This window comes from Streptomyces sp. JN8, from assembly GCF_055808075.1.
The window spans coordinates 6530518-6554928 of sequence record NZ_CM147852.1; the positions used below are offsets into that span (position 1 = coordinate 6530518).

Genomic DNA, 24411 nt, shown 5'->3' on the forward strand with positions numbered 1-24411 from the left:
GACCGCGCGTTTGCATGTGACCGGAAAGAGTGAATGAACACGGGGGCTCGTAGCCCCCACCATTCCCCCTCGTTACAGGTGGTGCGGTCCGCGGCTGGGACCGCATTTCCAACTAGGAGGAATAATGATCAAGAAGGTCGTCGCTGCTGCGGCTGCCACTGGCGGTCTGGTTCTCGCGGGCGCGGGCATGGCCGTTGCCGACTCGGGTGCCCAGGGTGCGGCCATCGGTTCTCCCGGTGTCCTCTCGGGCAACGTCGTCCAGGTGCCGGTTCACGTTCCCGTGAACGTGTGCGGCAACACGGTCTCCGTCATCGGGCTGCTGAACCCCGCCTTCGGCAACACCTGCGTCAACGCCTGACGTTGTGCCTCGCCCCGTGAGGGTGTGAGCCGGTCCGGCCCCGGAGTGCGTGCCATGCACTCCGGGGCCGGTGGCCATTTCCGCCCCGGGTGTTCCACCCGGTGGCACTCTTTCGAAGCCGAGCAGGCAGGGAACGAACTATGCGACAGGTCACGCGCAAGGGTCTGATCACCGTTGCGGCAGCCGGCGGCGTCTTCGCCGCGGTCGGCGGCGGTTACGCGCACGCCGACTCCGCTGCGAACGGCGCGGCCGCCAACTCCCCGGGCGTCGCGTCCGGGAACTCCGTCCAGGTCCCGGTCCACGTACCGGTGAACGCCTGCGGAAACACCGTCAACGTCGTCGGACTGCTGAATCCGGCGATGGGCAACAAGTGCGCCAACACCTCCAAGCCGGGGAAGCCCGGCAAGCCGGGCGGCGGGTCCTCCGCCGGCGGACACACCGGCAACTCCCCGGGCGTCGGCTCCGGGAACACCGTCCAGGTGCCCGTCGACGTCCCGGTCAACGTGTGCGGCAACAGCATCACGGGCGTCGGCCTGGGCAACGCCGCGGCGGGCAGCACCTGCGGCAACGGCATCGAGCCGACGCATCCCGGGAACCCGGGGAACCCGGGCAATCCCGGTAACCCTGGGAATCCGGGTAACCCTGGGAATCCGGGTAACCCTGGCAACCCCGGGAATCCGGGTAACCCTGGGAATCCGGGTAACCCTGGCAACCCGGGTAACCCCGGTAACCCCGGTAACCCCGGTAACCCTGGGAACCCTGGGAATCCGGGTAACCCTGGGAACCCCGGCAACCCCGGCAACCCCGGTACTCCGGGCACGCCCGGTACTCCGGGAACCCCGGGTACGCCCGGTACGCCCGGTGGCGAGAACGGTCCGAACACCCCGGGTGCGCACGGCACCCCGCCGCGTGCCGTCGAGGAGCTCGCCGAGACCGGTTCCGGTCCGCTCGGCGTGATCGTCCCCGCCGGTGCGGGCCTGCTGCTCGCCGGTTCGCTGATCTACCGCCGCACCCGCAGCGCCGCCTGACCCGCGGCGCCCCCCGACGCCCCGCCGACCGGACATCCTGACGGTGATCCGGGCCGGGCGGCGCCGCGGCCGGCGCACCACGCAGAGGGGCCCCGCACACCGCGGGGCCCCTTCTCGTCGCGCTACCAGGTCGCGCGGACCTGGCGGATGATCCGCCGTTTCAGCCGCACTCTGCGGCTTCCGTCCCGGTGCAGGGTGAGACGGTCCAACTCCCAGTGTCCGTACTCGGCATGGTCGGTCAGCAGGCGCGTCGCCTCCTTGCGGGAGACACCGCGCGGCACGTACACGTCGACAAATTCGTATTCCGGCATCGCATCTATTGTGCGGGCACGGGCCCGCTACGGATAGCGTGCGTCCCATGTCTGATGCTGCGCAGCCCACCGCTGCCGAGGTACGCGCCGCCGCCGAGGCGGTCAAAGCCGCACTGGACCGTCACCTCACGGCGGTCGAACGCCGCACGGGTGACGACGACCCGGCCGTCTACGAAGCCTTCAACGCCCTCGCCGGAGCCGCCGAGGCGTACGACGAACTCCTCTACGACCGGTACGACGAGGTCACCCCCTTCGAGATCCCCGGCGCGGACGGCGCACTGCCGCCGTACGCCGGGCCCGACGCACCGCACGCGCTCAGCCTCCTGATCCGCCGCGACTACGCCGTCGCGGAGCCCAAGCGCCTGCTCGCCCAGGCCCGCCGCGTCGCCGAGGTCGACGGCGGTGCCGACCCCACCGGACCCGGTGCCCGGGCCGGGGTCTCGCCGCTCGCCGCCCTCGGGGTGCTCTTCGGCGAGTACGAACCGGACGAGATCGCCTCCCGGCACAAGGAGTTCGGCCTGGAGGAGGGCGACTCCACGCTGTGGGTCACCGCGGCCGAGGAACTGCCGGAACCGGGGGAGTGGCTCAACGCCCCCTTCGAGCAGGCCGATCCGGAGCGGATCGTCTGCCGCTTCGACGTCAGCTCCGTCTTCGACGACGATCTCGAAGACGCCGAAGACGCCGACGAGGCGGAGGACGCCGACATCGGTCGGGAGGCCGGGGCAGGCGCTCCCTGAGGGAGCCTCGGGGGAGCCTCGGGGGAGCGCGATACGCGGGGAGACGGCGGAGGGCCGGGACACCACGATCGGTGTCCCGGCCCTCCGCCGTTCCGCGTCCGCCCCGGACGCATGGCGCCCCGCGTCCTACTCCTCGGGCACGGCGAGCAGCGCCTCCAGGAGCGGACGCAGCCGGGTCGTCCGCTCCGGGGCCGTCCCTTCGGCCACCGCGCGCGGCAGCGCCTGGTCGACACCGTGCACGACGGACAGATGCCGCTCCGCGCGGCCGAACGCCGTGTACACCCACGGCCTGCTCAGGCCGCCGGCGGCGTCGCCCGGCAGCACCACGACCACCGCGGGCCAGCGCACCCCGGCCGCCTGGTGCGCGGTGACCGCCCAGCCGTGCCGCAGCGACGCCTCCACCCGCTCCTTCGGTACCAGGACCTCGGCGTCGCCGCAGCGGAGCCGCAGCCCCTCGGCGTCGGCCGACAGGACCGTGCCGGTCACCGTCCGCCCCGGCACCTCCGCGTACGCGACCCGGTCCCCGGGGTCGAAACCGCCGAAGCGGCCGGGGCCGGGGTTCAGCCGCTGCTTCAGCGCGGTGTTGAGGGCGCGGGTACCCGCGGAGCCGCCGTGCCCGACCGTGACCACCTGGGTCTGGTCGGTCGGCACCCCGATCGCCCGCGGCACCGAGTCGGCGACCAGCTGGACGGTGCGGTGCACGGCCTCGCCGGCGTCGCGCACCGGGACGATCACGATCTCCTTGCCGGGGGCCTCGACCTGGTTCAGCTCGCCGGCGCCGATGCCCGACACCAGCTCGCCGAGCGGCCCGGGATCGGGCAGGCGCGAGGCGATCCGCGGGCACACCCGGGCCGCGAGCAGGTCGCCGAAGACCTGGCCCGCTCCCGGGGCACCGAGGACGCCCGGGTCTCCGCCCAGCACCAGACGGCAGCCGTCGGGCAGCGACTCGACGAGCATCGCGGCGGTCTCCACGTCCAGCTGCGGAGCGTCGAGCACCACCAGGAGGTCCAGCGCGAAGGCCCCCTCCTCGTCGCGGCCGGGACCGGCGGCTCCGGAGAGCAGCGCGGCGACCGTGACCGCGTCCGCCCCCGCGGGGCCGAGCGCGCGCCGGCCGGCGTCCGCGTGGACGGCCACCAGGGCGCGCAGTCCCCGCCCGCGGGCGTCCGCGGCCAGGGCGACCGGCTCGGCGCGGGAGGCCTCGCCACCGGTGTGCAGGACGAGTCCGTGGGCCCCGGCGGCCCGTTCGAGCTCGGAGCCCTCCCAGGTGTCGGCCGTCGCCGTCCGGACGAGGCGGGCCAGTCCGTCCGCGAGGCTCTCCTCGGCGAGCGCGTACCGGTCGAGCCCGAGCAGCACCGGCGAGGCGGGCCCCTCGGCGGCCGCCCCGGCGGCCTCCTGCTCCTCCTCGTCCTCCCCGGGCGGTTCCTCGGCCGTCTCCTCCTGGAAGACGAGCACCGCGCCCGCGGACACCGCCTCCTCGACGCCCGCTCCGGGATCGGGCACCGCGTGCCCGGCGAGCCCGGCGCGCACGGTGTCGATCTCCAGCGCCGTGTGGCCCTGGAGCGCGGCCCGCTCCAGGAGCCACACGGTCAGGGCGACCGCCCGGCGCGGGTCGTCGGGCCCGCACTCCGCTCCGAGCAGGGCCCGGGCGAAGCCGTCGGCCTGCTCGGGGCGCACCCCGGAGACCGCGAGCAGCTGCCAGGGGTCGTCCAGCAGGGCCTGCGCCGCGCCCTCGCCGAGAACGGCCGCGACCTGCCCGGCCAGTGCCTCGGGCGCACCGCCCTTGGCCAGCACCTCCCGGACGGCGGCGGTCGTGCCGGGGGCCGGTGCGGACGCCTGCGCGGGGACCGGCGGACGCACCGTCATCGCGGAGGTCGCCTCGGGGGCGGTCCGGCGGGGCGCGGGCTCGGGGGCCTCGTAGAACGTGCTGCCGGAGGCCTTGCCGCCCTCCACGGCCCGGACGGCCGCCAGCAGGTCGGCCGCCGTGCCGCTCAGCTTGGCGCCGCTCGCCAGGGGCCCCTCCTTCTCGGCCTTCCGCGCCTCGATTCTCGCCCGCAGCTCCCGCTGCGCGGCGAGCTCGGCCTGCGCGTCGCTCAGCTCGGGCGTGTCGGAGGCCGCGGTCTCAGCCGACCCCCCGGTCGCCTCCGCCGTCCCGTCCCCGGCAGCCCCGGGGCTGCCGGACTGCTGTTCCGGGGCGTCCCCGGCGGCCTCGTCCGAGGACTCGGACGCATGGTCCCCGGCGGGTCCGTCCGCCCGGTCCGTCGCGGCCGCCTCGTCGGCGACGCCGGGCTCCCCGGCGGATGCGACACCCCCGTCCGCCGGCGGCTCCCCGCCGACCGCGGACTCCTCGGCCGTGGCCGGCTCCTCGGCCGCCTCCGGCGCCGCCGGCTCGGCGGCTCCCTCGCGTACGTCCCCCCGTACGTCGTCGGTGGGTGCCCCGTCCTCGGGTGCCTCGGGCGCGGTCTCCCCGGCAGGCTCGGTCACAAGGTGCTCCAGTCGTGATCCGGATAGCGGTGCACGGGCGCCGACACATCGTCCAGCGCCCGACAGATCTCGTCAGGAAGACTAAGGGTCTCCACCGACAACGCGGCCGCGAGCTGGCGCGCCGTGCGCGCGCCGACGATCGGCGCGGTCACCCCGGGCCGGTCGCGGACCCAGGCCAGCGCCACGTGCAGCGGGGTCGTCGCCAGGCCCTCCGCCGCCGTCGCGACCGCGTCCACGATCCTGCTCGCGGCATCGTCCAGGTACGGCTCCACGAACGGCGCCATCGTCTCCGACGCCCCGCGCGAGTCGGACGGCGTCCCGCCGCGGTACTTGCCCGTCAGGACCCCGCGGCCCAGCGGGGAGGAGGGCAGCAGGCCTATCCCGAGGTCCTGCGCCGCCGGCAGGACCTCGCGCTCCACGCCCCGCTGGAGCAGCGAGTACTCCAGCTGAGCCCCCGCGAGCCGGGTCCGGTCCCCGCCGAGCTGCCAGGTGCCCGCCTTGGCGAGCTGCCAGCCGCAGAAGTTGGCCACCCCCGCGTACCGCGCGCGCCCGCTGCGCACCGCGATGTCGAGGGCCTGGAGCGACTCCTCCAGCGGCGTGTACGGGTCGAAGGCGTGCAGCTGCCACAGGTCCACGTGGTCCGTGCCGAGCCGGGCGAGGGAGGCGTCGAGCGCGGCGAGCAGGTGGCCGCGCGAGCCGTCCGTGCGCCGGTCGGGGTCGGGGACGCTGCCCGCCTTGGTCGACAGCACCAGGTCCTGCCGGGACACCAGCCGCTCCATGAGACGCCCGAGCAGGTACTCCGCCTCGCCCCCGCCGTACACGTCGGCGGTGTCCACGAGCGTGCCGCCCGCGTCCCAGAACGACTTCAACTGCTCGGCGGCGTCGTGCTCGTCGGTGTCCCGGCCCCAGGTGAGGGTGCCGAGTCCGATGCGCGACACACGCAGGCCCGTACGTCCGAGATGCCTCTGCTCCATGGCCGCGAGATTACTGGCCAGGGCACCACGCGGAGAGAGCCTGTGGACAACCGCGTCCTGACGGCCGCCCCGGCCGCGCGCTAGAGTCCCGCCCACAAGGACGTTACCGATGGGTAAGGGGTGCGTGGACATGCGGCTCGGCATCAACCTCGGCTACTGGGGTGCGGGCATGGACGGCGACAACCTCGCCGTCGCTCAGGAGGCGGACCGCCTCGGTTACGACGTCTGCTGGGCCGCCGAGGCCTACGGCTCCGACGCGCCCACCGTGCTCGCCTGGGTCGCGGCGAAGACGGAGCGCATCGACGTCGGCTCCGCGATCATGCAGATCCCGGCCCGCCAGCCGGCCATGACGGCCATGACGGCCGCCACCCTCGACTCGCTCACCGGCGGCCGCTTCCGCCTCGGCCTCGGCGTCTCGGGACCGCAGGTCTCCGAGGGCTGGTACGGCGTCAAGTTCGACAAGCCGCTCGCCCGCACCCGCGAGTACGTCGAGATCGTCCGCAGGGCGATGACCCGCGAGCGCCTCAGCTACGACGGCGAGCACTGGACCCTGCCGCTGCCCGGCGGCCCCGGCAAGCCCATCAAGCTCACCGTCCACCCGGAGCGCGAGCACATCCCGCTCTACATCGCGGCGATCGGTCCCAAGAACCTGGAGCAGACCGGCGAGATCGCCGACGGCGCGCTGCTGATCTTCCCCTCCGCCGCGCACCTGGAGGAGACGGCGCTCCGGCACATCCGCGCCGGACGCGAGAAGGCCGGCCTGACGATGGACGGCTTCGACGTCTGTCCGACCGTCCCGCTGGCCCTGGGCGAGGACGTCGACGCCCTCGCCGACGTGTTCCGTCCGTACACCGCGCTGTACGTGGGCGGCATGGGCAGCCGCAAGCAGAACTTCTACAACCAGCTCGCGCAGCGCATGGGGTACGAGAAGGAGGCCGCCGAGATCCAGGACAAGTACCTGTCCGGCGACAAGACGGGGGCCGCCGCGGCCGTGCCGCAGAGCCTGATCGACCAGACCTCGCTGCTCGGCCCGGTGGAGCGGATCGCCGAGCGGATGACGGCCTACGCGGAGGCCGGGGTCACCACCCTGACCCTGGCCCCGGCCGGCTTCACCCTCGACGAGCGGGTGGCGGCGCTGCGGGCGGGCGTCGAGGCCATGGAGCGCGCCGGCCTCGCGTGACGCACGGACCGCCCGCCCGGCCCGCGGCGGGGGCCAGGGCGGGCGGATTCCGGCGCGGCCGGGCGAGGGCCCCGGGGGAGGTGAGCGCGGTCCGCGTGAGGTGGTCTGCGGCCGTGGTGGGGGCTCGGGGGTCTTCCCCGCCACGGCCGTCACGCTGCACAACGGCTCCGCGGGCCCCGCGGTTACGCCCTCCGGACTCACTCTTTCGGCCGAGTCGCCCGGCCCTCCTGTTGCCCCGGGCGGCGGAGCGCATTTGACTCGTTGTCCCGGGGGCCGGACGGAGTGCGGACTTGCGCACGGAGGTGGCGGCGATGCTCACGGCCAAGGGCCTGTTCCAGGAAATCATCGACAACGACGAGTCCTTCCGGCTCTTCTGCTCGATCGCGGCGAGCGGCGAGACCCAGGGCGGCTGGGAGAACGGCCGGATCGCGGCGCTCGTCGCCCCCGGGATGAGGGACCTCGCCCCCAAGATCACCCGGCACGGCGCCGACGAGGACAAGCACGGCCGGATCTTCAACGCGCTGATGAAGAAGCGCGGCCTGGAGCCGGTCCCGGTGCCGCCCGACACCGACTACACGATGCTGCTCGAACAGCGCGGCATCGGCCTCGCGCACGACAAGCTGCGCCGCGAGGAGCCGCTGAGCGAGGAGGACATCATCGTCTACCTCGCCCACAGCCGGGTCACCGAGCAGCGGGCCGCCGACCAGATGGACATGCTCGTCACGTACTTCGGGAGCCATCCCGAACTCGGCAAGGCCATCCACATGATCGACAACGACGAGGCGAACCACCTCGCCTACTGCCACGAGGAACTGCTGCGCCTCGCGCGCGCGGGGCACGGCCGGCTCATCCAGCGGACCCTGCGCGAGTCCGCCCTGGTCGAGATCGGGGTCTACCGCGACGTCAGCCTCGCCGTGATGGCGCACATGGGGCGGATCCTGCACTGGCCCCGGCCCAAGGCCGCCGTCCTCGCCGCGGGCATCCACGGGATGTACGCCTGGGAGCGCGCGGCCGGCTGGCACCGGATGGTCGGCCTGAAGATGCCCGAGCGACTCGACGCCCTCGGCGGGCCCGCGACCCCCGCGCCCGCCTTCTGACCGCGTCCGGGCCCGCCGCACGGCGGGCCCCTCCGCTCACATCCAGCCGCGCCGCTTGAACAGCCGGTACAGCGCCACCACGATGCCCGCCATCACGACGATCACCACCGGGTACGAGGCCGTCCAGTGCAGCTCCGGCATGTGGTCGAAGTTCATGCCGTAGATCCCCGCGACCATCGTGGGCACCGCGGCCATGGCCGCCCACGCCGAGATCTTCCGCATGTCGTCGTTCTGCCGCACTCCCATCTGCGCGAGATGGGCCGAGAGGACGTCGGACAGGAGCCGGTCGAGGCCCTCCACCTGCTCGTTGGAGCGCAGCAGGTGGTCGTTGACGTCCCGGAAGAACGGCTGCGACCGCTCGTTGACGAACGGCACCGAACCGCCCGTGAGCCGGGCCATCGGCCCGGAGAGCGGCCCGGCGGCCCGGCGGAACTCCAGGACCTGCCGCTTCGCCGTGTAGATCCGCTCCGCCGTGTTCGAGGGATTGCCGCCGGTGGGGGCGAAGACGTCCGCCTCCAGCTCCTCCAGGTCGACCTGGAGCTCACCCGCCACGTCGAGGTAGTGGTCCACGACCGCGTCGCTCACCGCGTACAGCACCGCCGTCGGCCCGTGCTTCAGGACCTCCTGGTCGGCCTCCAGCCGCTTGCGCACCTGCGCCAGCGGGGCGCCCTCGCCGTGCCGGACGGTCACCACGAAGGAGTCGCCCATGAACACCATCAGCTCGCCCGAGGAGACCCGGTCGCTCTCCGGCTCGTAGACGACCGGCTTGAGCACCACGAACAGCGAGTCGTCGTAGACCTCCAGCTTGGGCCGCTGATGGGCCTTGAGGGCGTCCTCGACGGCCAGCGGGTGGAGGGCGAACTCCGAGGCGACGTGCTCGAACTCCGCCTCCGTCGGCTCGTGGAGCCCCACCCACAGGAAGGCGTCCCCCGTGGCCCGCGCCTCGTCGAGCGCGTCGGAGAGGTCGGCGGGGCCGTCCGTACGGCGCCCGTCCCGGTAGATGGCTGAGTCCACGATCACGCGCCGTATTCTCCCTCGAACGGGCTCGCGACGCATCCATGCCCCTCCCGGGGCCCGCCGGGGACCCGTCGGGCACCTCCCGGCACCGCCTAGGCTGGCCGCCATGGCCACGCTGATCCTCGTCCGGCACGGACGCTCCACCGCCAACACCTCCGGGGTCCTCGCCGGGCGCACCCCCGGGATCTCCCTCGACGAGCGCGGCGCCGCGCAGGCCGCCGCGCTCCCCGGACGGCTCGCGGACGTCCCCCTCGCCGCCGTCGTCTCCAGCCCCCTCCAGCGCTGCCGGCAGACCGTACGGCCCCTCCTGGACGCCCGTCCCGGCCTCCCGCTGCACGTCGAGGACCGGATCAACGAGTGCGACTACGGCGACTGGTCCGGCCGGAAGCTGGCCGAGCTCAACGACGAACCCCTGATGGAGGTCGTCCAGGCGCACGCCTCCGCCGCCGCCTTCCCCGGCGGCGAGTCGATGCGCGCCATGCAGGCCCGCGCCGTCGAGGCGGTCCACGACTGGAACGCGCGGATCGAGGCCGAGCACGGCGAGGACGCCGCCTACGTCATGTGCTCGCACGGGGACATCGTCAAGTCCGTGGTGGCGGACGCCCTCGGCCTCCACCTCGACCTCTTCCAGCGCCTCCACGTCGACCCCTGCTCGGTCACCGTCATCCGCTACACGCGCCTGCGTCCCTTCCTCGTCCGCCTCGGCGACACCGGCGACTTCGCCGGCTTCGCGCCGCGCGAGCACCCGGACGGCACGGGGACCGCCGAGGTCGGTGGTGGTGCGGGCGCACCGTGATCCCTTCGCGCAGTAGGGTGGACGCGCCGCCGTAGTACGACTGTCGAGACGCAAGGGAGCCGGGAAACGTGTCCCGTCAGGTGTTCCTCTACGACCCACCGGAGCGTTTCGTGGCCGGTACGGTCGGGCTGCCTGGCCGCCGTACGTTCTTCCTCCAGGCGTCCGCCGCCGGCCGGGTCACCAGTGTGGCCCTGGAGAAGACCCAGGTCGCCGCGCTCGCCGAGCGGATGGACGAACTCCTCGACGAGGTCGTCCGCCGCACCGGGGGCAACGCCCCGGTCCCCGCCGTCGCGCCCGCCGAGGTGGCCGACACCGCCCCCCTCGACGTCCCCGTCGAGGAGGAGTTCCGGGTCGGCACCATGGCGCTCGCCTGGGACGGCGAGGAGCAGCGCATGATCGTCGAGGCGCAGGCGCTCGTCGAGCTCGACGCGGACTCCGAGGAGGACCTCGCCGAGGCCGAGGAGCGGCTGCTCCAGGACGAGGAGAACGGTCCGCCGATGCTCCGGGTCCGCCTCAGCGGCGCCCAGGCCCGCGCCTTCGCGAAGCGGGCCCTGGACGTGGTCAACGCCGGCCGCCCGCCCTGCCCGCTGTGCAGCCTGCCGCTCGACCCCGAGGGCCACGTCTGCCCGCGCCAGAACGGATACCGCCGCGGAGCATGAGCAGCAGCCCCCCGAGGCCGCGGGACGCCGAGCTGCTCGCCCGCGGTGAGCTGACCGTCCGCGGCCGGGTCCGCGAGGCCTCCAACGCCGTCCTGTACTGCTCCGTCGCGTACGAGGGCAGGGAGGCGGCCTGCGTGTACAAGCCGGTCGCCGGCGAGGCGCCGCTGTGGGACTTCCCCGACGGGACCCTGGCGCGCCGCGAGGTCGCCGCGTACGAGATCTCCGAGGCGACCGGCTGGGGCCTGGTCCCGCCGACCGTCCTCCGCGACGGGCCGTACGGGGAGGGCATGGTCCAGCTCTGGATCGAGGCCGACCCCGGCGCGCGCCTGCTCGCCCTGACCGAGGACGACGAGGCCGGCGAGGGCTGGAAGGCCGTCGGGCCCGCCCAGGTGGACGAGGACCGCACCGCGCTGCTCGTCCACGCGGACACCCCCGAACTGCGGCGGCTCGCCGTCCTCGACGCCGTCATCAACAACGCCGACCGGAAGGGTGGCCACCTGCTGCCGGCTCCCGGGGGCCACCTGTACGGCATCGACCACGGGGTCACCTTCCACGTCGACGACAAGCTGCGCACGCTGCTGTGGGGCTGGGCGGGCGAGGAGCTGCCCGCCGAGGCGGCCGACGTGCTCGGCGCGCTCGACCGCTCCCTGGCCCCCGGGGAGCCGCTCGCCACCCGTCTGGCGGAACTGCTCACCGAGGCCGAGGTGGCGGCCGTACGCGGGCGCGTGGCGGCGCTGCGGAGTTCGGGACGGCACCCCGAGCCCTCGGGGCAGTGGCCGGCCATCCCCTGGCCGCCGGTCTGACCAGACCGAAAAGTTTCGGCCATCCCTGGGAGAGGCCCTTCCGGGGCCGTGCACCCCTGGGGGGTATACACGCACGCCTCCGACCCGCAAGACCGCCTAATAGGTCAAGATCCCGGATCCGGTTCGTATCCGGAACACCTGTCCGGTTACGCTCGGGTCATGCATGCCTGGCCCGCTTCTGAGGTCCCCGCCCTTCCCGGCAAGGGCCGCGACCTCCGGATCCACGACACCGCGACCGGCGGACGAGTGACCCTCGCCCCCGGCCCCGTCGCCCGTATCTACGTCTGCGGCATCACGCCGTACGACGCGACCCACATGGGTCACGCGGCGACCTACAACGCGTTCGACCTCGTTCAGCGCGTGTGGCTCGACACCAAGCGGCAGGTGCACTACGTCCAGAACGTCACGGACGTGGACGACCCGCTCCTGGAGCGCGCGATCCGCGACGGCGTCGACTGGGTCGGCCTCGCCGAGCGGGAGACCGCCCTGTTCCGCGAGGACATGACCGCCCTGCGGATGCTGCCCCCGCAGCACTACGTCGGCGCCGTCGAGGCCATACCCGGCATCGTCCCGCTCGTCGAGCGCCTCCGGGACTCCGGGGCCGCCTACGAGCTCGAAGGGGACGTCTACTTCTCCGTCGACGCCGACCCGCACTTCGGACAGGTCTCGAACTACACCACCGAGCTGATGCGCCACCTCTCCGCCGAGCGCGGCGGGGACCCGGACCGTCCGGGCAAGAAGAACCCGCTCGACCCGATGCTCTGGATGGCCGCCCGCGAGGGCGAGCCGAGCTGGGACGGCGGCAGCCTCGGCGCCGGCCGCCCCGGCTGGCACATCGAGTGCGTCGCGATCGCCCTCGACCACCTCGGCATGGGATTCGACGTGCAGGGCGGCGGATCCGACCTGATCTTCCCGCACCACGAGATGGGCGCCTCCCACGCCCAGACCCTCACCGGCGAGTTCCCCATGGCGAAGGCGTACGTCCACGCCGGCATGGTCGGCCTCGACGGCGAGAAGATGTCCAAGTCCCGGGGCAACCTGGTCTTCGTCTCGAAGCTCCGCCGCGACGGCGTCGACCCGGCCGCCATCCGGCTCGCGCTGCTCTCGCACCGCTACCGCGACGACTGGGAGTGGACCGACCAGGTCCTCCAGGACGCCGTGGAGCGGCTCGACCGCTGGCGTGCCGCCGTCTCGCGCCCCGACGGACCGTCCGCCGACGCGCTCGTCGAGGAGCTCCGCGACGCCCTGGCCGACGACCTCGACACCCCCACCGCGCTCGCCGCGGTCGACCGCTGGGCCGCGCTCCAGACGGCCGGGGGCGGCACGGACGACTCCGCCCCGGGACTCGTCTCCCGCGCCGTCGACGCCCTGCTGGGCGTCGCCCTGTAGCGGACGGCACCGCACGACTCCCCTTCGGGCGACCGCCCCCGGACTTCTCACCGAAGTCCGGGGGCGGTTCCGTCGCGCCGAGAGGGCCGCCCCCACCGGCGACGGCCCCCGCGAGCGCCCGGTGCCGTCGTCGTGGACGCCACCCGCGGGCGCTCGCGATGCCACGGACGAGGGGCTTCCCTGCGGTCCGGTCGGCGGCGGACGGTCCATCAGGCCGACCGGCGGGGACCGGATCGAGGCCCGGCACGACGACGGGAGGGGCGCCCCGCAGGACACCCCTCCCGATCCGTTCCGTCCTCGGCGAGGCGACTACGCGCCGGGGCCGCTCCCCGGGCGGCCGTCCGCGTCGGAGCCGCCGTCCCGGTCCGCCTCCGCGCCGTCGCCCGACTCCGGGCCCGGCTCCGTGCCCGCGTCCAGGCCCTCGCCCGAACCCTCGTCCGGGGCGTCGGCCGATCCTGAGCCCGTCGCCGGGGTCTCCTCCGCGCCGCCCTCCGGCGCCGCCGGAGCATCCGGCTTCTCAGCCGTCTCACCCGTCTCGGGGGTCTCGGCCGCCTCCGCTCCCGGGACCGCCTCGGGGCCCGGCTGCTCGGGCTTCGGCGGGCGCGTCCGGCCGCTGCCGGTGTCCCGCAGGAAGGGCGTGTCGCCGCCCTCCATCGCCACCCCCGGGCCGCCCGGACCCGTGCCCGGCTCGCGGCGCCGCAGATACCGCTCGAACTCGCGGGCGATCGCCTCGCCCGAGGCCTCCGGCAGCTCCGCGGTGTCCCGGGCCTCCTCCAGCGTCTGCACGTACTCGGCGACCTCGCTGTCCTCCGCGGCCAGCTGGTCCACGCCCACCTGCCAGGCCCGCGCGTCCTCGGGCAGTTCGCCCAGCGGGATGCGCAGCCCGATCAGGTCCTCCAGGCGGTTGAGGAGGGCCAGGGTCGCCTTCGGGTTCGGCGGCTGCGACACGTAGTGCGGCACCGCCGCCCACAGGCTCACGGCCGGCACGCCCGCGTGGGTGCACGCCTCCTGGAGGATGCCCACGATGCCCGTCGGCCCCTCGTACCGGGTCTCCTCCAGGTCCATCGTGCGCGCCAGGTCCGGGTCGGACGTCACGCCGCTGACCGGGACGGGCCGGGTGTGTGGGGTGTCCCCGAGCAGCGCGCCCAGGATCACGACCATCTCCACCCCCAGCTCGTGGGCGAAGGCGAGGATCTCGTTGCAGAAGGAGCGCCAGCGCATCGACGGCTCGATCCCGCGCACGAGCACCAGGTCCCGTGGTTTCTCGCCGCCGACCCGGACCACGGAGAGCCGGGTCGTCGGCCAGGTGATCTTCCGGACGCCGTTGTCCAGGAAGACGGTGGGCCGGTTGACCTGGAAGTCGTAGTAGTCCTCGGCGTCGAGCGCCGCGAACACCTCGCCCTTCCATTCCCGGTCGAGATGGGCGACCGCGGTGGAGGCGGCGTCGCCGGCGTCGTTCCAGCCTTCGAACGCGGCCACCATGACCGGGTCGATCAGCTCGGGTACCCCCTCGAGCTCGATCACCCAGCGCCTCCTTTTCGAAGTTCCTGTCGTACGGACCAACCTTACGGCTTTCTCCAGGTCCGTCCGCAGCCTCCGGACATCCCCGAAAACCCGTGCGGCCTTGATCGACTACCCAGGAACCCGCCTCCGCACACGGCGCCCTCACTCCTCCCAGAGCGTGCTCGGCGCCTCCCTCCGGACCACCGGCGCGATCTCCTCGGCGAACCGCTGGAGCGTCTCGATCTGCTCGGCCGTCGACTGCCCGAAGGTGTCGACGGTGACGGACTGCAGGTCGTGCCCGTAGTGGGCGTGGTAGCCGAGGATCTTGTCGATGATCTGCTGCGGGGAGCCGATGAGCTGGGGGCCGTCCGCGACGGCGTCCTCGATCGTGCGGAACGGGGTGTTGTAACCCGCCTTGCCCTCCAGGTGCGGCTTGAAGCTCTGCCGCACCTTCGCCTCGTACAGGTCCTTGTGACGGGTGATCGCCTCCTGGGTGGTGTCGGCGATGAGCAGCCCGCCGGAGCCGGCCGCCACCCGCGCGTGCGCCGGGTCGTGCCCGTACTCCTCGAACTTCTCCCGGTAGTGGGCGATGAGCCGCGCGTACGCCTCACGGGGCTGGATCGCGTTGGCGGTGAAGAGCGGATCGCCGTGCTTCGCGGCGAGCTCGGGGGAGTTGAGGCTGGTGGCCGAGCCGTGCCAGATGCGGGGCGGTCCCGCGTACGGGCGGGGCACGGTGGTGACGTTCTTCAGCGGCGGCCGGAACTCGCCCTCCCAGTCGACGCCCTCCTCCGTCCAGAGCCGGCGCAGCAGCTCGTACTTCTCCTTCTGGAGGTCCCACTGGCGCTCCTCGTCCAGACCGAAGAGGTCGAAGTGGCCGGCCTCCGCGCCCTTGCCGACGACGAGTTCGAGCCGGCCGCGGGAGAGCTGGTCCAGGGTGGCGTAGTCCTCGGCGACCCGGACCGGGTCGAGGATCGCGACGACGGTGACGCCGGTGAGCAGCCTGATCCGGGTGGTGCGGGCGGCGAGCGCGGCGAGCAGCACGGTCGGGGCGGAGGAGAGGAACGGGCCGGCGTGCCGCTCGCCGACGGCGTACGCGTCGAAGCCGAGCCGTTCGGCGGTCTCGCCGAGCGTGACGACCTGCTCCAACCGGTCGGCGGCGGAGAGGAGTTCGCCGGTGAGCGGGTGCGGGGAGTGGTGGACGATCGAGAGCACCTGGAATTTCATGCGATCCACTCTGCGCGCCGAGTGTTGCGGCGGTGTGGACGGCGTGTGGCACGCCGCGGGGCGGCCCTCCGGAGAGGAACCGCCCCTGGGCGTACGGGATCCGGGTCCCGGCGCTACGCGTTCAGCATCGTCTCGACGCCGGCGCGGATCTCGTCCGTGGCGAGGCCGCGGATGGTCAGCGTGGTGCGGCGGCGCAGCACGTCGTCCGCGGTCTCGGCCCACTCGTGGTCGCGGGCGTAGGCCACCTGCGCCCAGATCTCCGGGGCGTCCGGGTGGATGCGCCGGGCGAGGTCCGGGTTCTCGTTCGCCATGCGCGCGATGTCGAAGGAGAGCGAGCCGTAGTGCGTCGCCAGGTGCTTGGCGGTGTCGGCGGCCATCCGCGGGCCGGGCGCCGGGCCGTCGACGAGCAGCCGGTGCGCGACCGCGTTCGGGTTGGCGATGCCGGGCAGCGGCAGCCGCTTCGGCAGCGTGGACACCGACTCGTAGTCCTCGCCGAGCGGGTGGCCGGGGAGCTGCTCCAGCTTCTTCATGACCGTGCGGCCGATGTGGCGGAAGGTGGTCCACTTGCCTCCGGCCACCGACAGCATGCCGCCGCGGCCCTCGGTGACGACCGTCTCGCGCTTGGCCTTCGAGGTGTCGCCGGGGCCGCCCGGGAGCACGCGCAGGCCGGCGAAGGCGTAGGTGATGAGGTCCCGCGACAGCTGCTGGTCGCGGATGGAGAAGGCGGCCTCGTCCAGGATCTGGGCGGTGTCCTTCTCGGTGACCTCGACCTGGCCGGGGTCGCCCTCGTACTCCTCGTCGGTGGTGCCGAGGAGCAGCATGTCCTCCCAGGGGAGGGCGAAGGTGATGCGGTACTTGTCGATCGGGGTGGCCAGGGCGGCCTTCCAGGGCGAGGTCCGCTTGAGGACCAGGTGCGCGCCCTTGGAGAGGCGTATGGAGGGCGCCGCGTTGGGGTCCTCCATGCGGCGCAGGTGGTCCACCCAGGGGCCGGTCGCGTTGAGCACGAGGCGGGCGGTGACGCCGAACTCGTCGCCGCTGGTGCGGTCCTTGAGCTCGGCGCCGGTGACCCGGCCCCGGGTGAAGCGGAGGCCGGTGACCTCGGCGTGGTTGAGGACGGTGGCGCCGGCGTCGACCGCCGCGCGGACCGTCATCAGCGCCATGCGGGCGTCGTTCATCTGGTCGTCGCCGTAGACGGCCACGGCCTTCAGGTTGTCCGTCCGCAGCTCCGGCACGTCCTGCGCGGCCTTGGCGGGGGAGAGCAGGTGCCCGACGCCGTCGCCGAAGGCCGAGAGGGCGCTGTAGGCGAAGACGCCGGCGCCGAGCTTGGCCGCGCCGTGCGGTCCGCCCTTGTAGACGGGCAGGTAGAAGGTGAGGGGGTTGGCGAGGTGCGGTGCCACCTGGCGGGAGACCGCACGCCGCTCGAAGTGGTTCTCCGCGACCAGCTTGACCGCGCCGGTCTGCAGGTAGCGCAGACCGCCGTGGAGCAGCTTCGAGGAGGCGGAGGAGGTGGCGCCGGCGAAGTCGCCGGCGTCCACCAGGGCCACCCGCAGGCCCGACTGCGCGGCGTGCCAGGCGGTGGAGATGCCCAGGATGCCGCCGCCGATCACCAGGAGGTCGTACGTCGCCTTGGAAAGCCGGTCCCGGGTCTCGGCGCGGCTCGGGAGGGAGCCGGACGCCGGGTGCGTCCCGAGGGCAGGGACGCTCTGCAGGGTGGTCATGTCGATCTACTCCTCGTCCTCGATCCAGCCCATGGTCCGCTCGACGGCCTTGAGCCAGCTCTTGTACTCGCTGTCGCGCCTGTCGGCGTCCATGCGAGGGGTCCATTCCGCCGCACGGCGCCAGTTGGCGCGCAGGGCGTCGGTGTCCGGCCAGAAGCCGACGGCCAGGCCGGCGGCGTAGGCGGCACCGAGGCAGGTGGTCTCGGCGACCATGGGACGCACGACGGGCGCGTCCAGGAAGTCCGAGAGGGTCTGCATCAGCAGGTTGTTGGAGGTCATGCCGCCGTCGACCTTGAGCGCGGTCAGCTCGACGCCGGAGTCCTTCGTCATGGCGTCGGTGATCTCGCGGGTCTGCCAGGCGGTGGCCTCCAGGACGGCACGGGCGATGTGCGCCTTGGTGACGTACCGGGTGAGGCCGGCGATCACGCCGCGGGCGTCGGAGCGCCAGTACGGGGCGAACAGGCCGGAGAAGGCCGGCACGAAGTAGGCGCCGCCGTTGTCCTCGACCGAGGACGCGAGGGTCTCGATCTCGGCGGCGGACTTGATGAGGCCCATCTGGTCGCGCATCCACTGCACCAGCGAACCGGTGACGGCGATGGAGCCCTCCAGGGCGTAGACCGGCTTCTGGTCGCCGATCTGGTAGCCGACCGTGGTCAGCAGGCCGCTGTAGGAGTTGATGATCTTGTCACCGGTGTTCATCAGCATGAAGGTGCCGGTGCCGTACGTGGACTTGGCCTCGCCCTCGGCGAAGCAGGTCTGGCCGAAGAGGGCGGCCTGCTGGTCGCCGAGCGCCGAGGCGACCGGGACGCCGGCGAGGACGCCGTCCTTGACGTGGCCGTAGACCTCGGCCGAGGAGCGGATCTCGGGGAGGACGTTGAGGGGGACCCCCATCGACTCCGCGATCTTCTCGTCCCAGGCCAGGGTGTGCAGGTTCATCAGCATGGTGCGCGAGGCGTTGGTGACGTCGGTGACGTGCACGCCGCCGTCGGTGCCGCCCGTGAGGTTCCAGATGACCCACGAGTCCATGGTGCCGAAGAGGATGTCGCCGGCCTCGGCGCGCTCGCGCAGGCCCTCGACGTTGTCGAGCATCCAGCGGATCTTCGGACCGGCGAAGTAGCTCGCGAGCGGCAGGCCCGTCTCGCGGCGGAAGCGGTCCTGGCCGACGTTGCGGCCGAGCTCCTTGCAGAGGGCGTCGGTGCGGGTGTCCTGCCAGACGAGGGCGTTGTGGACGGGCTCGCCGGTGTTCTTGTCCCAGAGCAGCGTGGTCTCGCGCTGGTTGGTGATGCCGATGGCCTTGACGTCGGCGGCGGCGATGCCGCCCTTGGTCAGGGCGCCGGCGACGACCTCCTGGACGTTGGTCCAGATCTCGGCGGCGTCGTGCTCGACCCAGCCCGGCTTCGGGAAGATCTGCTCGTGCTCCTTCTGGTCGACCGAGACGATCCGGCCGTCCTTGTCGAAGACGATGCAGCGGGAGGAGGTGGTGCCCTGGTCGATGGCCGCGATGAACGGGCCGGAGGTGTGTGCGTCGGTCACGGTTGGCTCCAAGGGAGGTCTGGAAGAAGGACGGCTCAGGCGAACGCGATGTTGTAGATACCCGCGGCGAGGGCTCCGCCGATCAGCGGACCGGCGACCGGGATCCAGGCGTAGCTCCAGTCGGAGCCGCCCTTGTGCTTCAGCGGGAGCAGGGCGTGCACGATGCGCGGGCCGAGGTCGCGGGCCGGGTTGATCGCGTAGCCGGTCGGGCCGCCGAGCGAGAGGCCGATGGAGACCACGACGAACGCGGTGATCAGGGCGCCTATGACGCCGAGGCCCTTGCCGCTGTCGTTGAGGCCCTGGGTGAGCACGGCCAGGACGAGCACGACGGTGCCGATGATCTCGGTGGCCAGGTTCTGCCAGGTGTTCCGGATCTCGGGGCCGGTGGAGAAGATGCCGAGCACCGGGCCGGGGCCCTCGATCGGCTTCTCGCCCGAGGCCTCGGGGTCGGCGAGGTGCGCCTGGAACTGCCCGTAGTAGGCCACCCAGACCAGCGCCGCGCCGATCATGGCGCCGAGCATCTGGCCCGCGATGTAGACGGGGACGTTGCTCCAGTCGCCGTCCTTGATCGCGATGCCGACCGTGACGGCGGGGTTCAGATGGGCGCCCGAGAGGGAAGCCGTCATGTAGACGGCCGTCATGACGGCGAAGCCCCACCCGAAGGTGATCGCGAGCCAGCCCGCGTTGCGGGCCTTGGAGCCCTTGAGCGTGACGGCGGCGCACACACCGCCGCCGAGCAGAATCAGAACGGCGGTACCGATGGTCTCGCCGAGGAAGATGTCGGAGCTGGACACCCGCGACTCCTTTGTCCTTCGTCCAGGGGAACGGCGGACTCCGGGTCCCTCCGGAGGTCCGCACCCTCGTGTGAGGGCTGTTTCCGGCCCTTGGCACTGCGACACTCTAACGCGTATTGCCGTCAAGTGTTCGGCATTGCCGACCGATGAACGGAAGTTTTGCCCGGGGTCAACAGCACGTCAAGGCCCCGGGATGCGAAAAACCCGCCGATGACGCGATCGTTACCGGCGGGTTCACTCAGGTCGGGGGGCGCGGTGGCGCAGGGTCAGAACCGCCCGGCCCCCAGGTCCCGGGAGACCGCGCGGGCGCAGTCCCGGACCGCCGCGACCAGCTCGGGCCGCAGCTCCCCGGCCGGGCACAGCCGCTCCACCGCGCCCGTCACCGCCACCGCGCCCACCGGCATGCGCCGCCGGTCGTGGATCGGCGCCGCCACCGAGGCGACCCCGTCCCAGGTCTCCTCCACGTCCGCCGCCCAGCCCTTGGCGCGCGTCATGTCGAGCAGCGACTCGAAGTCGCCGAGCGCCGTGGTCGTCCGGGGCGTGAACGCCTCCCGGTCGACCTCCACGACCTCGCTGTGCGCCACCGGGTCGTAGGCCGAGAGCACCTTGCCCAGCGCCGTGGAGTGCAGCGGCTGCATGGCCCCCACCTCCAGGACCTGCCGGCTGTCGTCCGGCCGGAAGACGTGGTGCACGATCAGCACGCCCTGCTGGTGCAGCACCCCCAGGTGCACGCTCTCGCCGCTGGACCGGGCCAGGTCGTCCGTCCAGACCAGCGCCCGCGCGCGCAGCTCGTGCACGTCGAGGTAGCTGTTGCCGAGCCGGAGCAGCTCCGCGCCGAGCTGGTAGCGGCCCGAGGCCGCGTCCTGCTCCACGAAGCCCTCCGCCTGGAGCGTGCGCAGGATCCCGTGGGCCGTCCCCTTGGCGAGTCCCAGTGAGGACGCGATGTCGGACAGGCCCAGTCGGCGCTCGCCGCCCGCGAGCAGTCGCAGCATGGCCGCCGCCCGTTCAAGCGACTGGATGTTCTTCGCCATCGCCCGACCCTTCTCCCTCTCACGCTGTTCGACAATGCTGAACACTATCGGTCGATGCCGACCTCGCGTTACACCTGACAGTGTCGACCGAGAACGGGCAGAACCGGGAGTCCCCGCACACAGGATGCCGTCCGCCCCCCGAGACGCCGTGTCCACCCCGACCGGCGCGCGGTTACGCTGGCCCCGTGCACCCTCCACCGAAGGTGCAAAGCCGACAGCCGTCGCAGCCCAGGGAGCTCATCCATGGCCTCGTTGCCGACCCCTTCCGCAGACAGCCGGAACCGCGCCGCAGCCCTCCGCGAGGCACTCGCCAGCCGAGTCGTCGTCGCCGACGGAGCCATGGGCACCATGCTCCAGGCACAGGACCCCAGCCTCGAGGACTTCGAGAACCTCGAAGGCTGCAACGAGATCCTGAACCTCACCAGGCCCGACATCGTCCGCTCGGTCCACCGGGAGTACTTCGCCGCCGGCGTCGACTGCGTCGAGACCAACACCTTCGGCGCCAACCACGCCGCCCTGGGCGAGTACGACATCCCCGAGCGCGTCCACGAGCTCTCCGAGGCCGGCGCCCGCATCGCACGCGAGGTCGCCGACGAGTTCACCGCCTCCACCGGACGCCAGCGCTGGGTCCTCGGCTCCATCGGCCCCGGCACCAAGCTCCCCACCCTGGGCCACGCCCCCTACACCCTGCTGCGCGACGCCTACCAGCAGAACGCCGAGGGCCTCCTCGCCGGCGGCGCCGACGCCCTCCTCGTCGAGACCACCCAGGACCTGCTCCAGACCAAGGCCTCCGTCATCGGCGCCCGCCGCGCCCTCGACGCCCTCGGCGCCGACGTGCCGCTCATCGTCTCCGTCACCGTCGAGACCACCGGCACCATGCTCCTCGGCTCCGAGATCGGCGCCGCCCTGACGGCCCTGGAGCCGCTCGGGATCGACATGATCGGCCTGAACTGCGCCACCGGCCCCGCCGAGATGAGCGAACACCTCCGCTACCTCGCCCGGCACTCGCGGATCCCGCTCTCCTGCATGCCCAACGCCGGCCTGCCGGTCCTCACCTCCGACGGCGCCCACTACCCGCTCGGCCCCGCCGAGCTCGCCGACGCCCAGGAGACCTTCGTCCGCGAGTACGGCCTCTCCCTGATCGGCGGCTGCTGCGGCACCACCCCCGAGCACCTCCGCCAGGTCGTCGAGCGCGTCCGCGACCTCACCCCCGGCACCCGCGACCCGCGCCCCGAGCCGGGCGCCGCCTCCCTCTACCAGACCGTGCCGTTCCGCCAGGACACCGCGTACATGGCGATCGGCGAGCGCACCAACGCCAACGGCTCCAAGAAGTTCCGCGAGGCGATGCTGGAGGCCCGCTGGGACGACTGCGTCGAGATGGCCCGCGACCAGATCCGCGAGGGCGCCCACATGCTCGACCTCTGCGTCGACTACGTGGGCCGCGACGGCGTCGCCGACATGCGGGAGCTCGCCGGCCGCTTCGCCACCGCCTCCACCCTGCCGATCGTCCTCGACTCCACCGAGGTCGACGTCCTCCAGGCCGGCCTGGAGAAGCTCGGCGGCCGCGCCGTCATCAACTCCGTCAACTACGAGGACGGCGACGGCCCCGACTCCCGCTTCGCCAAGGTCACCCGGCTGGCCCAGGAGCACGGCGCCGCGCTCATCGCGCTCACCATCGACGAGGAGGGCCAGGCCCGCACCTCCGAGCACAAGGTCGCCATCGCCGAGCGGCTCATCGACGACCTCACCGGCAACTGGGGCATCCACGAGTCGGACATCCTCATCGACACCCTGACCTTCACCATCTGCACCGGTCAGGAGGAGTCCCGCAAGGACGGCATCGCCACCATCGAGGCGATCCGCGAGCTGAAGCGGCGCCACCCGGACGTGCAGACGACCCTGGGCCTGTCCAACATCTCCTTCGGTCTGAACCCGGCCGCCCGCATCCTGCTGAACTCGGTCTTCCTCGACGAGTGCGTCAAGGCCGGCCTGGACTCGGCGATCGTGCACGCCTCGAAGATCCTGCCGATCGCCCGCTTCGACGACGAGCAGGTCGAGACAGCCCTCGACCTGATCTACGACCGCCGCCGCCCCGGACAGGGCGACGAACCCGCCTACGACCCGCTGCAGAAGCTGATGGCCCTCTTCGAGGGCGTCAACACCAAGTCGCTGAAGGCCGGCAAGACCGAGGAGCTCCTCGCCCTGCCGCTGGACGAGCGGCTGAAGCGCCGGATCGTCGACGGCGAGAAGAACGGCCTGGAGGCGGACCTCGACGAGGCGCTGACGGTCCGCCCCGCGCTGGAGATCGTCAACGAGATCCTGCTCGACGGGATGAAGACGGTCGGCGAGCTGTTCGGCTCGGGTCAGATGCAGCTGCCGTTCGTGCTCCAGTCCGCCGAGGTGATGAAGACCGCCGTCGCCTACCTCGAACCGCACATGGAGAAGACGGACGCGGACGGCAAGGGCACGATCGTGCTGGCCACCGTTCGCGGCGACGTCCACGACATCGGCAAGAACCTCGTCGACATCATCCTGTCCAACAACGGCTACAACGTCGTCAACATCGGCATCAAGCAGCCGGTCTCCGCGATCCTGGAGGCGGCCGAGGAGCACGGCGCCGACGTCATCGGCATGTCCGGCCTCCTGGTCAAGTCCACCGTGATCATGAAGGAGAACCTGGAGGAGCTGAACCAGCGCGAGCTGGCCGCCAAGTACCCCGTGATCCTCGGTGGCGCGGCCCTCACCAGGGCGTACGTCGAGCAGGACCTGCACGAGATCTACCAGGGCGAGGTCCGCTACGCCCGCGACGCCTTCGAGGGCCTGCGCCTCATGGACGCCCTCGTCGCCGTCAAGCGCGGCGTCCCCGGCGCCACGCTCCCCGAGCTCAAGCAGCGCCGCGTCCCCAAGCGCGACACCCCGGTCGTCCAGGTCGAGGAGGCGGACGAGCCCGGCGGCCGCTCCGACGTCGCCGTCGACAACCCCGTCCCCACCCCGCCGTTCTGGGGCACCCGCGTCGTCAAGGGCATCCCGCTCAAGGACTACGCCTCCTGGCTCGACGAGGGCGCCCTCTTCAAGGGCCAGTGGGGCCTCAAGCAGGCCCGCGCCGGCGGCGCCACGTACGAGGAGCTCGTCGAGAGCGAGGGCCGGCCGCGGCTCCGCGGCCTGCTCGACCGGCTGCACACCGAGAACCTGCTGGAGGCGGCCGTGGTCTACGGCTACTTCCCCTGCGTCTCCAAGGGCGACGACCTGATCATCCTCGACGACGACGGCAACGAGCGGACCCGCTTCACCTTCCCCCGCCAGCGCCGCGGCCGCCGCCTCTGCCTCGCGGACTTCTTCCGCCCCGAGGAGTCCGGCGAGACCGATGTCGTCGGCCTCCAGGTCGTCACCGTCGGCTCGAAGATCGGCGAGGCCACCGCCAAGCTGTTCGCCTCCGACTCCTACCGCGAGTACCTGGAGCTGCACGGGCTCTCCGTCCAGCTGGCCGAGGCCATGGCCGAGTACTGGCACGCCCGCGTCCGCGCCGAGCTCGGCTTCGGCGGCGAGGACCCGGCCGCGGTCGAGGACATGTTCGACCTCAAGTACCGCGGCGCGCGCTTCTCCCTCGGCTACGGCGCCTGCCCCGACCTGGAGGACCGCGCGAAGATCGCGGAGCTGCTGCGCCCCGAGCGGATCGGCGTCCACCTCTCCGAGGAGTTCCAGCTCCACCCCGAGCAGTCCACCGACGCCATCGTGATCCACCACCCGGAGGCGAAGTACTTCAACGCTCGGTGACCGG

General features: G+C 72.7%; 20 protein-coding genes. 10 read left to right on the plus strand and 10 right to left on the minus strand.

The window, feature by feature from the left end; translation table 11 throughout:
- Window positions 1-124: 124 nt before the first annotated feature.
- On the plus strand, window positions 125-358 hold the full coding sequence (gene chpH / locus ACY0MR_RS28830; RefSeq protein ID WP_030315925.1) for a chaplin ChpH: 234 nt from the start codon (window positions 125-127) through the stop codon (window positions 356-358).
- Between the two features lie 140 nt (window positions 359-498).
- Complete coding sequence (locus ACY0MR_RS28835) at window positions 499-1386, plus strand: chaplin (RefSeq protein WP_473556175.1); 888 nt, start codon at window positions 499-501, stop codon at window positions 1384-1386.
- A gap of 122 nt (window positions 1387-1508) precedes the next feature.
- Here ACY0MR_RS28835 and ACY0MR_RS28840 read toward each other — a convergent pair whose 3' ends face one another.
- Window positions 1509-1697 (minus strand): DUF5703 family protein, encoded by a 189-nt coding sequence (locus ACY0MR_RS28840; protein WP_073915128.1) that lies wholly within the window; start codon window positions 1695-1697, stop codon window positions 1509-1511.
- Window positions 1698-1744: 47 nt separating this feature from the next.
- Between ACY0MR_RS28840 and ACY0MR_RS28845 the strand changes: the two genes are divergently transcribed.
- Window positions 1745-2434 carry a hypothetical protein gene (locus ACY0MR_RS28845; protein WP_473556178.1) on the plus strand — a complete coding sequence of 230 codons (690 nt, stop codon included), beginning with the start codon at window positions 1745-1747 and terminating at the stop codon, window positions 2432-2434.
- A gap of 126 nt (window positions 2435-2560) precedes the next feature.
- On the opposite strand, the gene ACY0MR_RS28850 is transcribed toward ACY0MR_RS28845, so the two are convergent.
- Entirely contained in the window at window positions 2561-4915 is a 2355-nt protein-coding gene (locus tag ACY0MR_RS28850; protein ID WP_473556181.1) for a helix-hairpin-helix domain-containing protein, read from the minus strand.
- Entirely contained in the window at window positions 4912-5889 is a 978-nt protein-coding gene (locus tag ACY0MR_RS28855) for an aldo/keto reductase (RefSeq protein ID WP_361858946.1), read from the minus strand. Before ACY0MR_RS28855 ends, ACY0MR_RS28850 begins: the two co-directional genes overlap by 4 nt.
- Before the next feature lie 130 nt (window positions 5890-6019).
- On the opposite strand from ACY0MR_RS28855, the gene ACY0MR_RS28860 reads away from it, so the two are divergent.
- Window positions 6020-7069, plus strand: a complete 1050-nt coding sequence (locus ACY0MR_RS28860; protein ID WP_388804754.1) for an LLM class F420-dependent oxidoreductase — start codon at window positions 6020-6022, stop codon at window positions 7067-7069.
- 311 nt (window positions 7070-7380) lie between these two features.
- On the plus strand, window positions 7381-8166 hold the full coding sequence (locus ACY0MR_RS28865; RefSeq protein WP_361858954.1) for a ferritin-like domain-containing protein: 786 nt from the start codon (window positions 7381-7383) through the stop codon (window positions 8164-8166).
- 36 nt (window positions 8167-8202) lie between these two features.
- On the opposite strand, the gene corA is transcribed toward ACY0MR_RS28865, so the two are convergent.
- Entirely contained in the window at window positions 8203-9195 is a 993-nt protein-coding gene (corA, locus tag ACY0MR_RS28870) for a magnesium/cobalt transporter CorA (protein ID WP_473561913.1), read from the minus strand.
- A 94-nt stretch (window positions 9196-9289) separates the two neighbouring features.
- Here corA and ACY0MR_RS28875 point away from each other — a divergent pair, with 94 nt between their 5' ends.
- The 4 genes from ACY0MR_RS28875 (at window position 9290) to mshC (ending at window position 12830) form a co-directional block, all read left to right on the plus strand.
- Complete coding sequence (locus ACY0MR_RS28875) at window positions 9290-9979, plus strand: histidine phosphatase family protein (RefSeq protein WP_473556183.1); 690 nt, start codon at window positions 9290-9292, stop codon at window positions 9977-9979.
- 68 nt (window positions 9980-10047) lie between these two features.
- The gene (locus tag ACY0MR_RS28880) at window positions 10048-10638 is read left to right on the plus strand and encodes a DUF3090 domain-containing protein (protein WP_388804523.1); all 591 of its coding nucleotides are present in this window, start codon (window positions 10048-10050) and stop codon (window positions 10636-10638) included.
- Window positions 10635-11441 (plus strand): SCO1664 family protein, encoded by an 807-nt coding sequence (locus ACY0MR_RS28885; protein ID WP_388804526.1) that lies wholly within the window; start codon window positions 10635-10637, stop codon window positions 11439-11441. The genes ACY0MR_RS28880 and ACY0MR_RS28885 overlap by 4 nt, the downstream gene beginning before the upstream one ends.
- A gap of 159 nt (window positions 11442-11600) precedes the next feature.
- A complete protein-coding gene (gene mshC, locus ACY0MR_RS28890) occupies window positions 11601-12830 on the plus strand; it encodes a cysteine--1-D-myo-inosityl 2-amino-2-deoxy-alpha-D-glucopyranoside ligase (protein ID WP_388804529.1) in 1230 nt (409 codons plus the stop codon).
- 309 nt (window positions 12831-13139) lie between these two features.
- Here the strand turns inward: mshC and ACY0MR_RS28895 are convergent, their stop codons facing one another.
- The 6 genes from ACY0MR_RS28895 to ACY0MR_RS28920 form a co-directional block, all read right to left on the minus strand.
- Window positions 13140-14354, minus strand: a complete 1215-nt coding sequence (locus ACY0MR_RS28895; protein ID WP_473556186.1) for a PAC2 family protein — start codon at window positions 14352-14354, stop codon at window positions 13140-13142.
- Between the two features lie 141 nt (window positions 14355-14495).
- Window positions 14496-15557, minus strand: coding sequence for an LLM class flavin-dependent oxidoreductase (locus ACY0MR_RS28900; RefSeq protein ID WP_388804535.1), 1062 nt, complete (start codon window positions 15555-15557; stop codon window positions 14496-14498).
- 113 nt (window positions 15558-15670) lie between these two features.
- On the minus strand, window positions 15671-17275 hold the full coding sequence (locus ACY0MR_RS28905) for a glycerol-3-phosphate dehydrogenase/oxidase (RefSeq protein WP_361851272.1): 1605 nt from the start codon (window positions 17273-17275) through the stop codon (window positions 15671-15673).
- Between the two features lie 6 nt (window positions 17276-17281).
- The gene (gene glpK / locus ACY0MR_RS28910; protein WP_388804540.1) at window positions 17282-18808 is read right to left on the minus strand and encodes a glycerol kinase GlpK; all 1527 of its coding nucleotides are present in this window, start codon (window positions 18806-18808) and stop codon (window positions 17282-17284) included.
- A gap of 35 nt (window positions 18809-18843) precedes the next feature.
- On the minus strand, window positions 18844-19602 hold the full coding sequence (locus tag ACY0MR_RS28915; protein ID WP_361851268.1) for an MIP/aquaporin family protein: 759 nt from the start codon (window positions 19600-19602) through the stop codon (window positions 18844-18846).
- A 266-nt stretch (window positions 19603-19868) separates the two neighbouring features.
- Complete coding sequence (locus ACY0MR_RS28920; protein ID WP_388804543.1) at window positions 19869-20633, minus strand: IclR family transcriptional regulator; 765 nt, start codon at window positions 20631-20633, stop codon at window positions 19869-19871.
- A 243-nt stretch (window positions 20634-20876) separates the two neighbouring features.
- Between ACY0MR_RS28920 and metH the strand changes: the two genes are divergently transcribed.
- Window positions 20877-24407, plus strand: a complete 3531-nt coding sequence (metH, locus tag ACY0MR_RS28925; RefSeq protein ID WP_403316703.1) for a methionine synthase — start codon at window positions 20877-20879, stop codon at window positions 24405-24407.
- Window positions 24408-24411 lie beyond the last annotated feature (4 nt).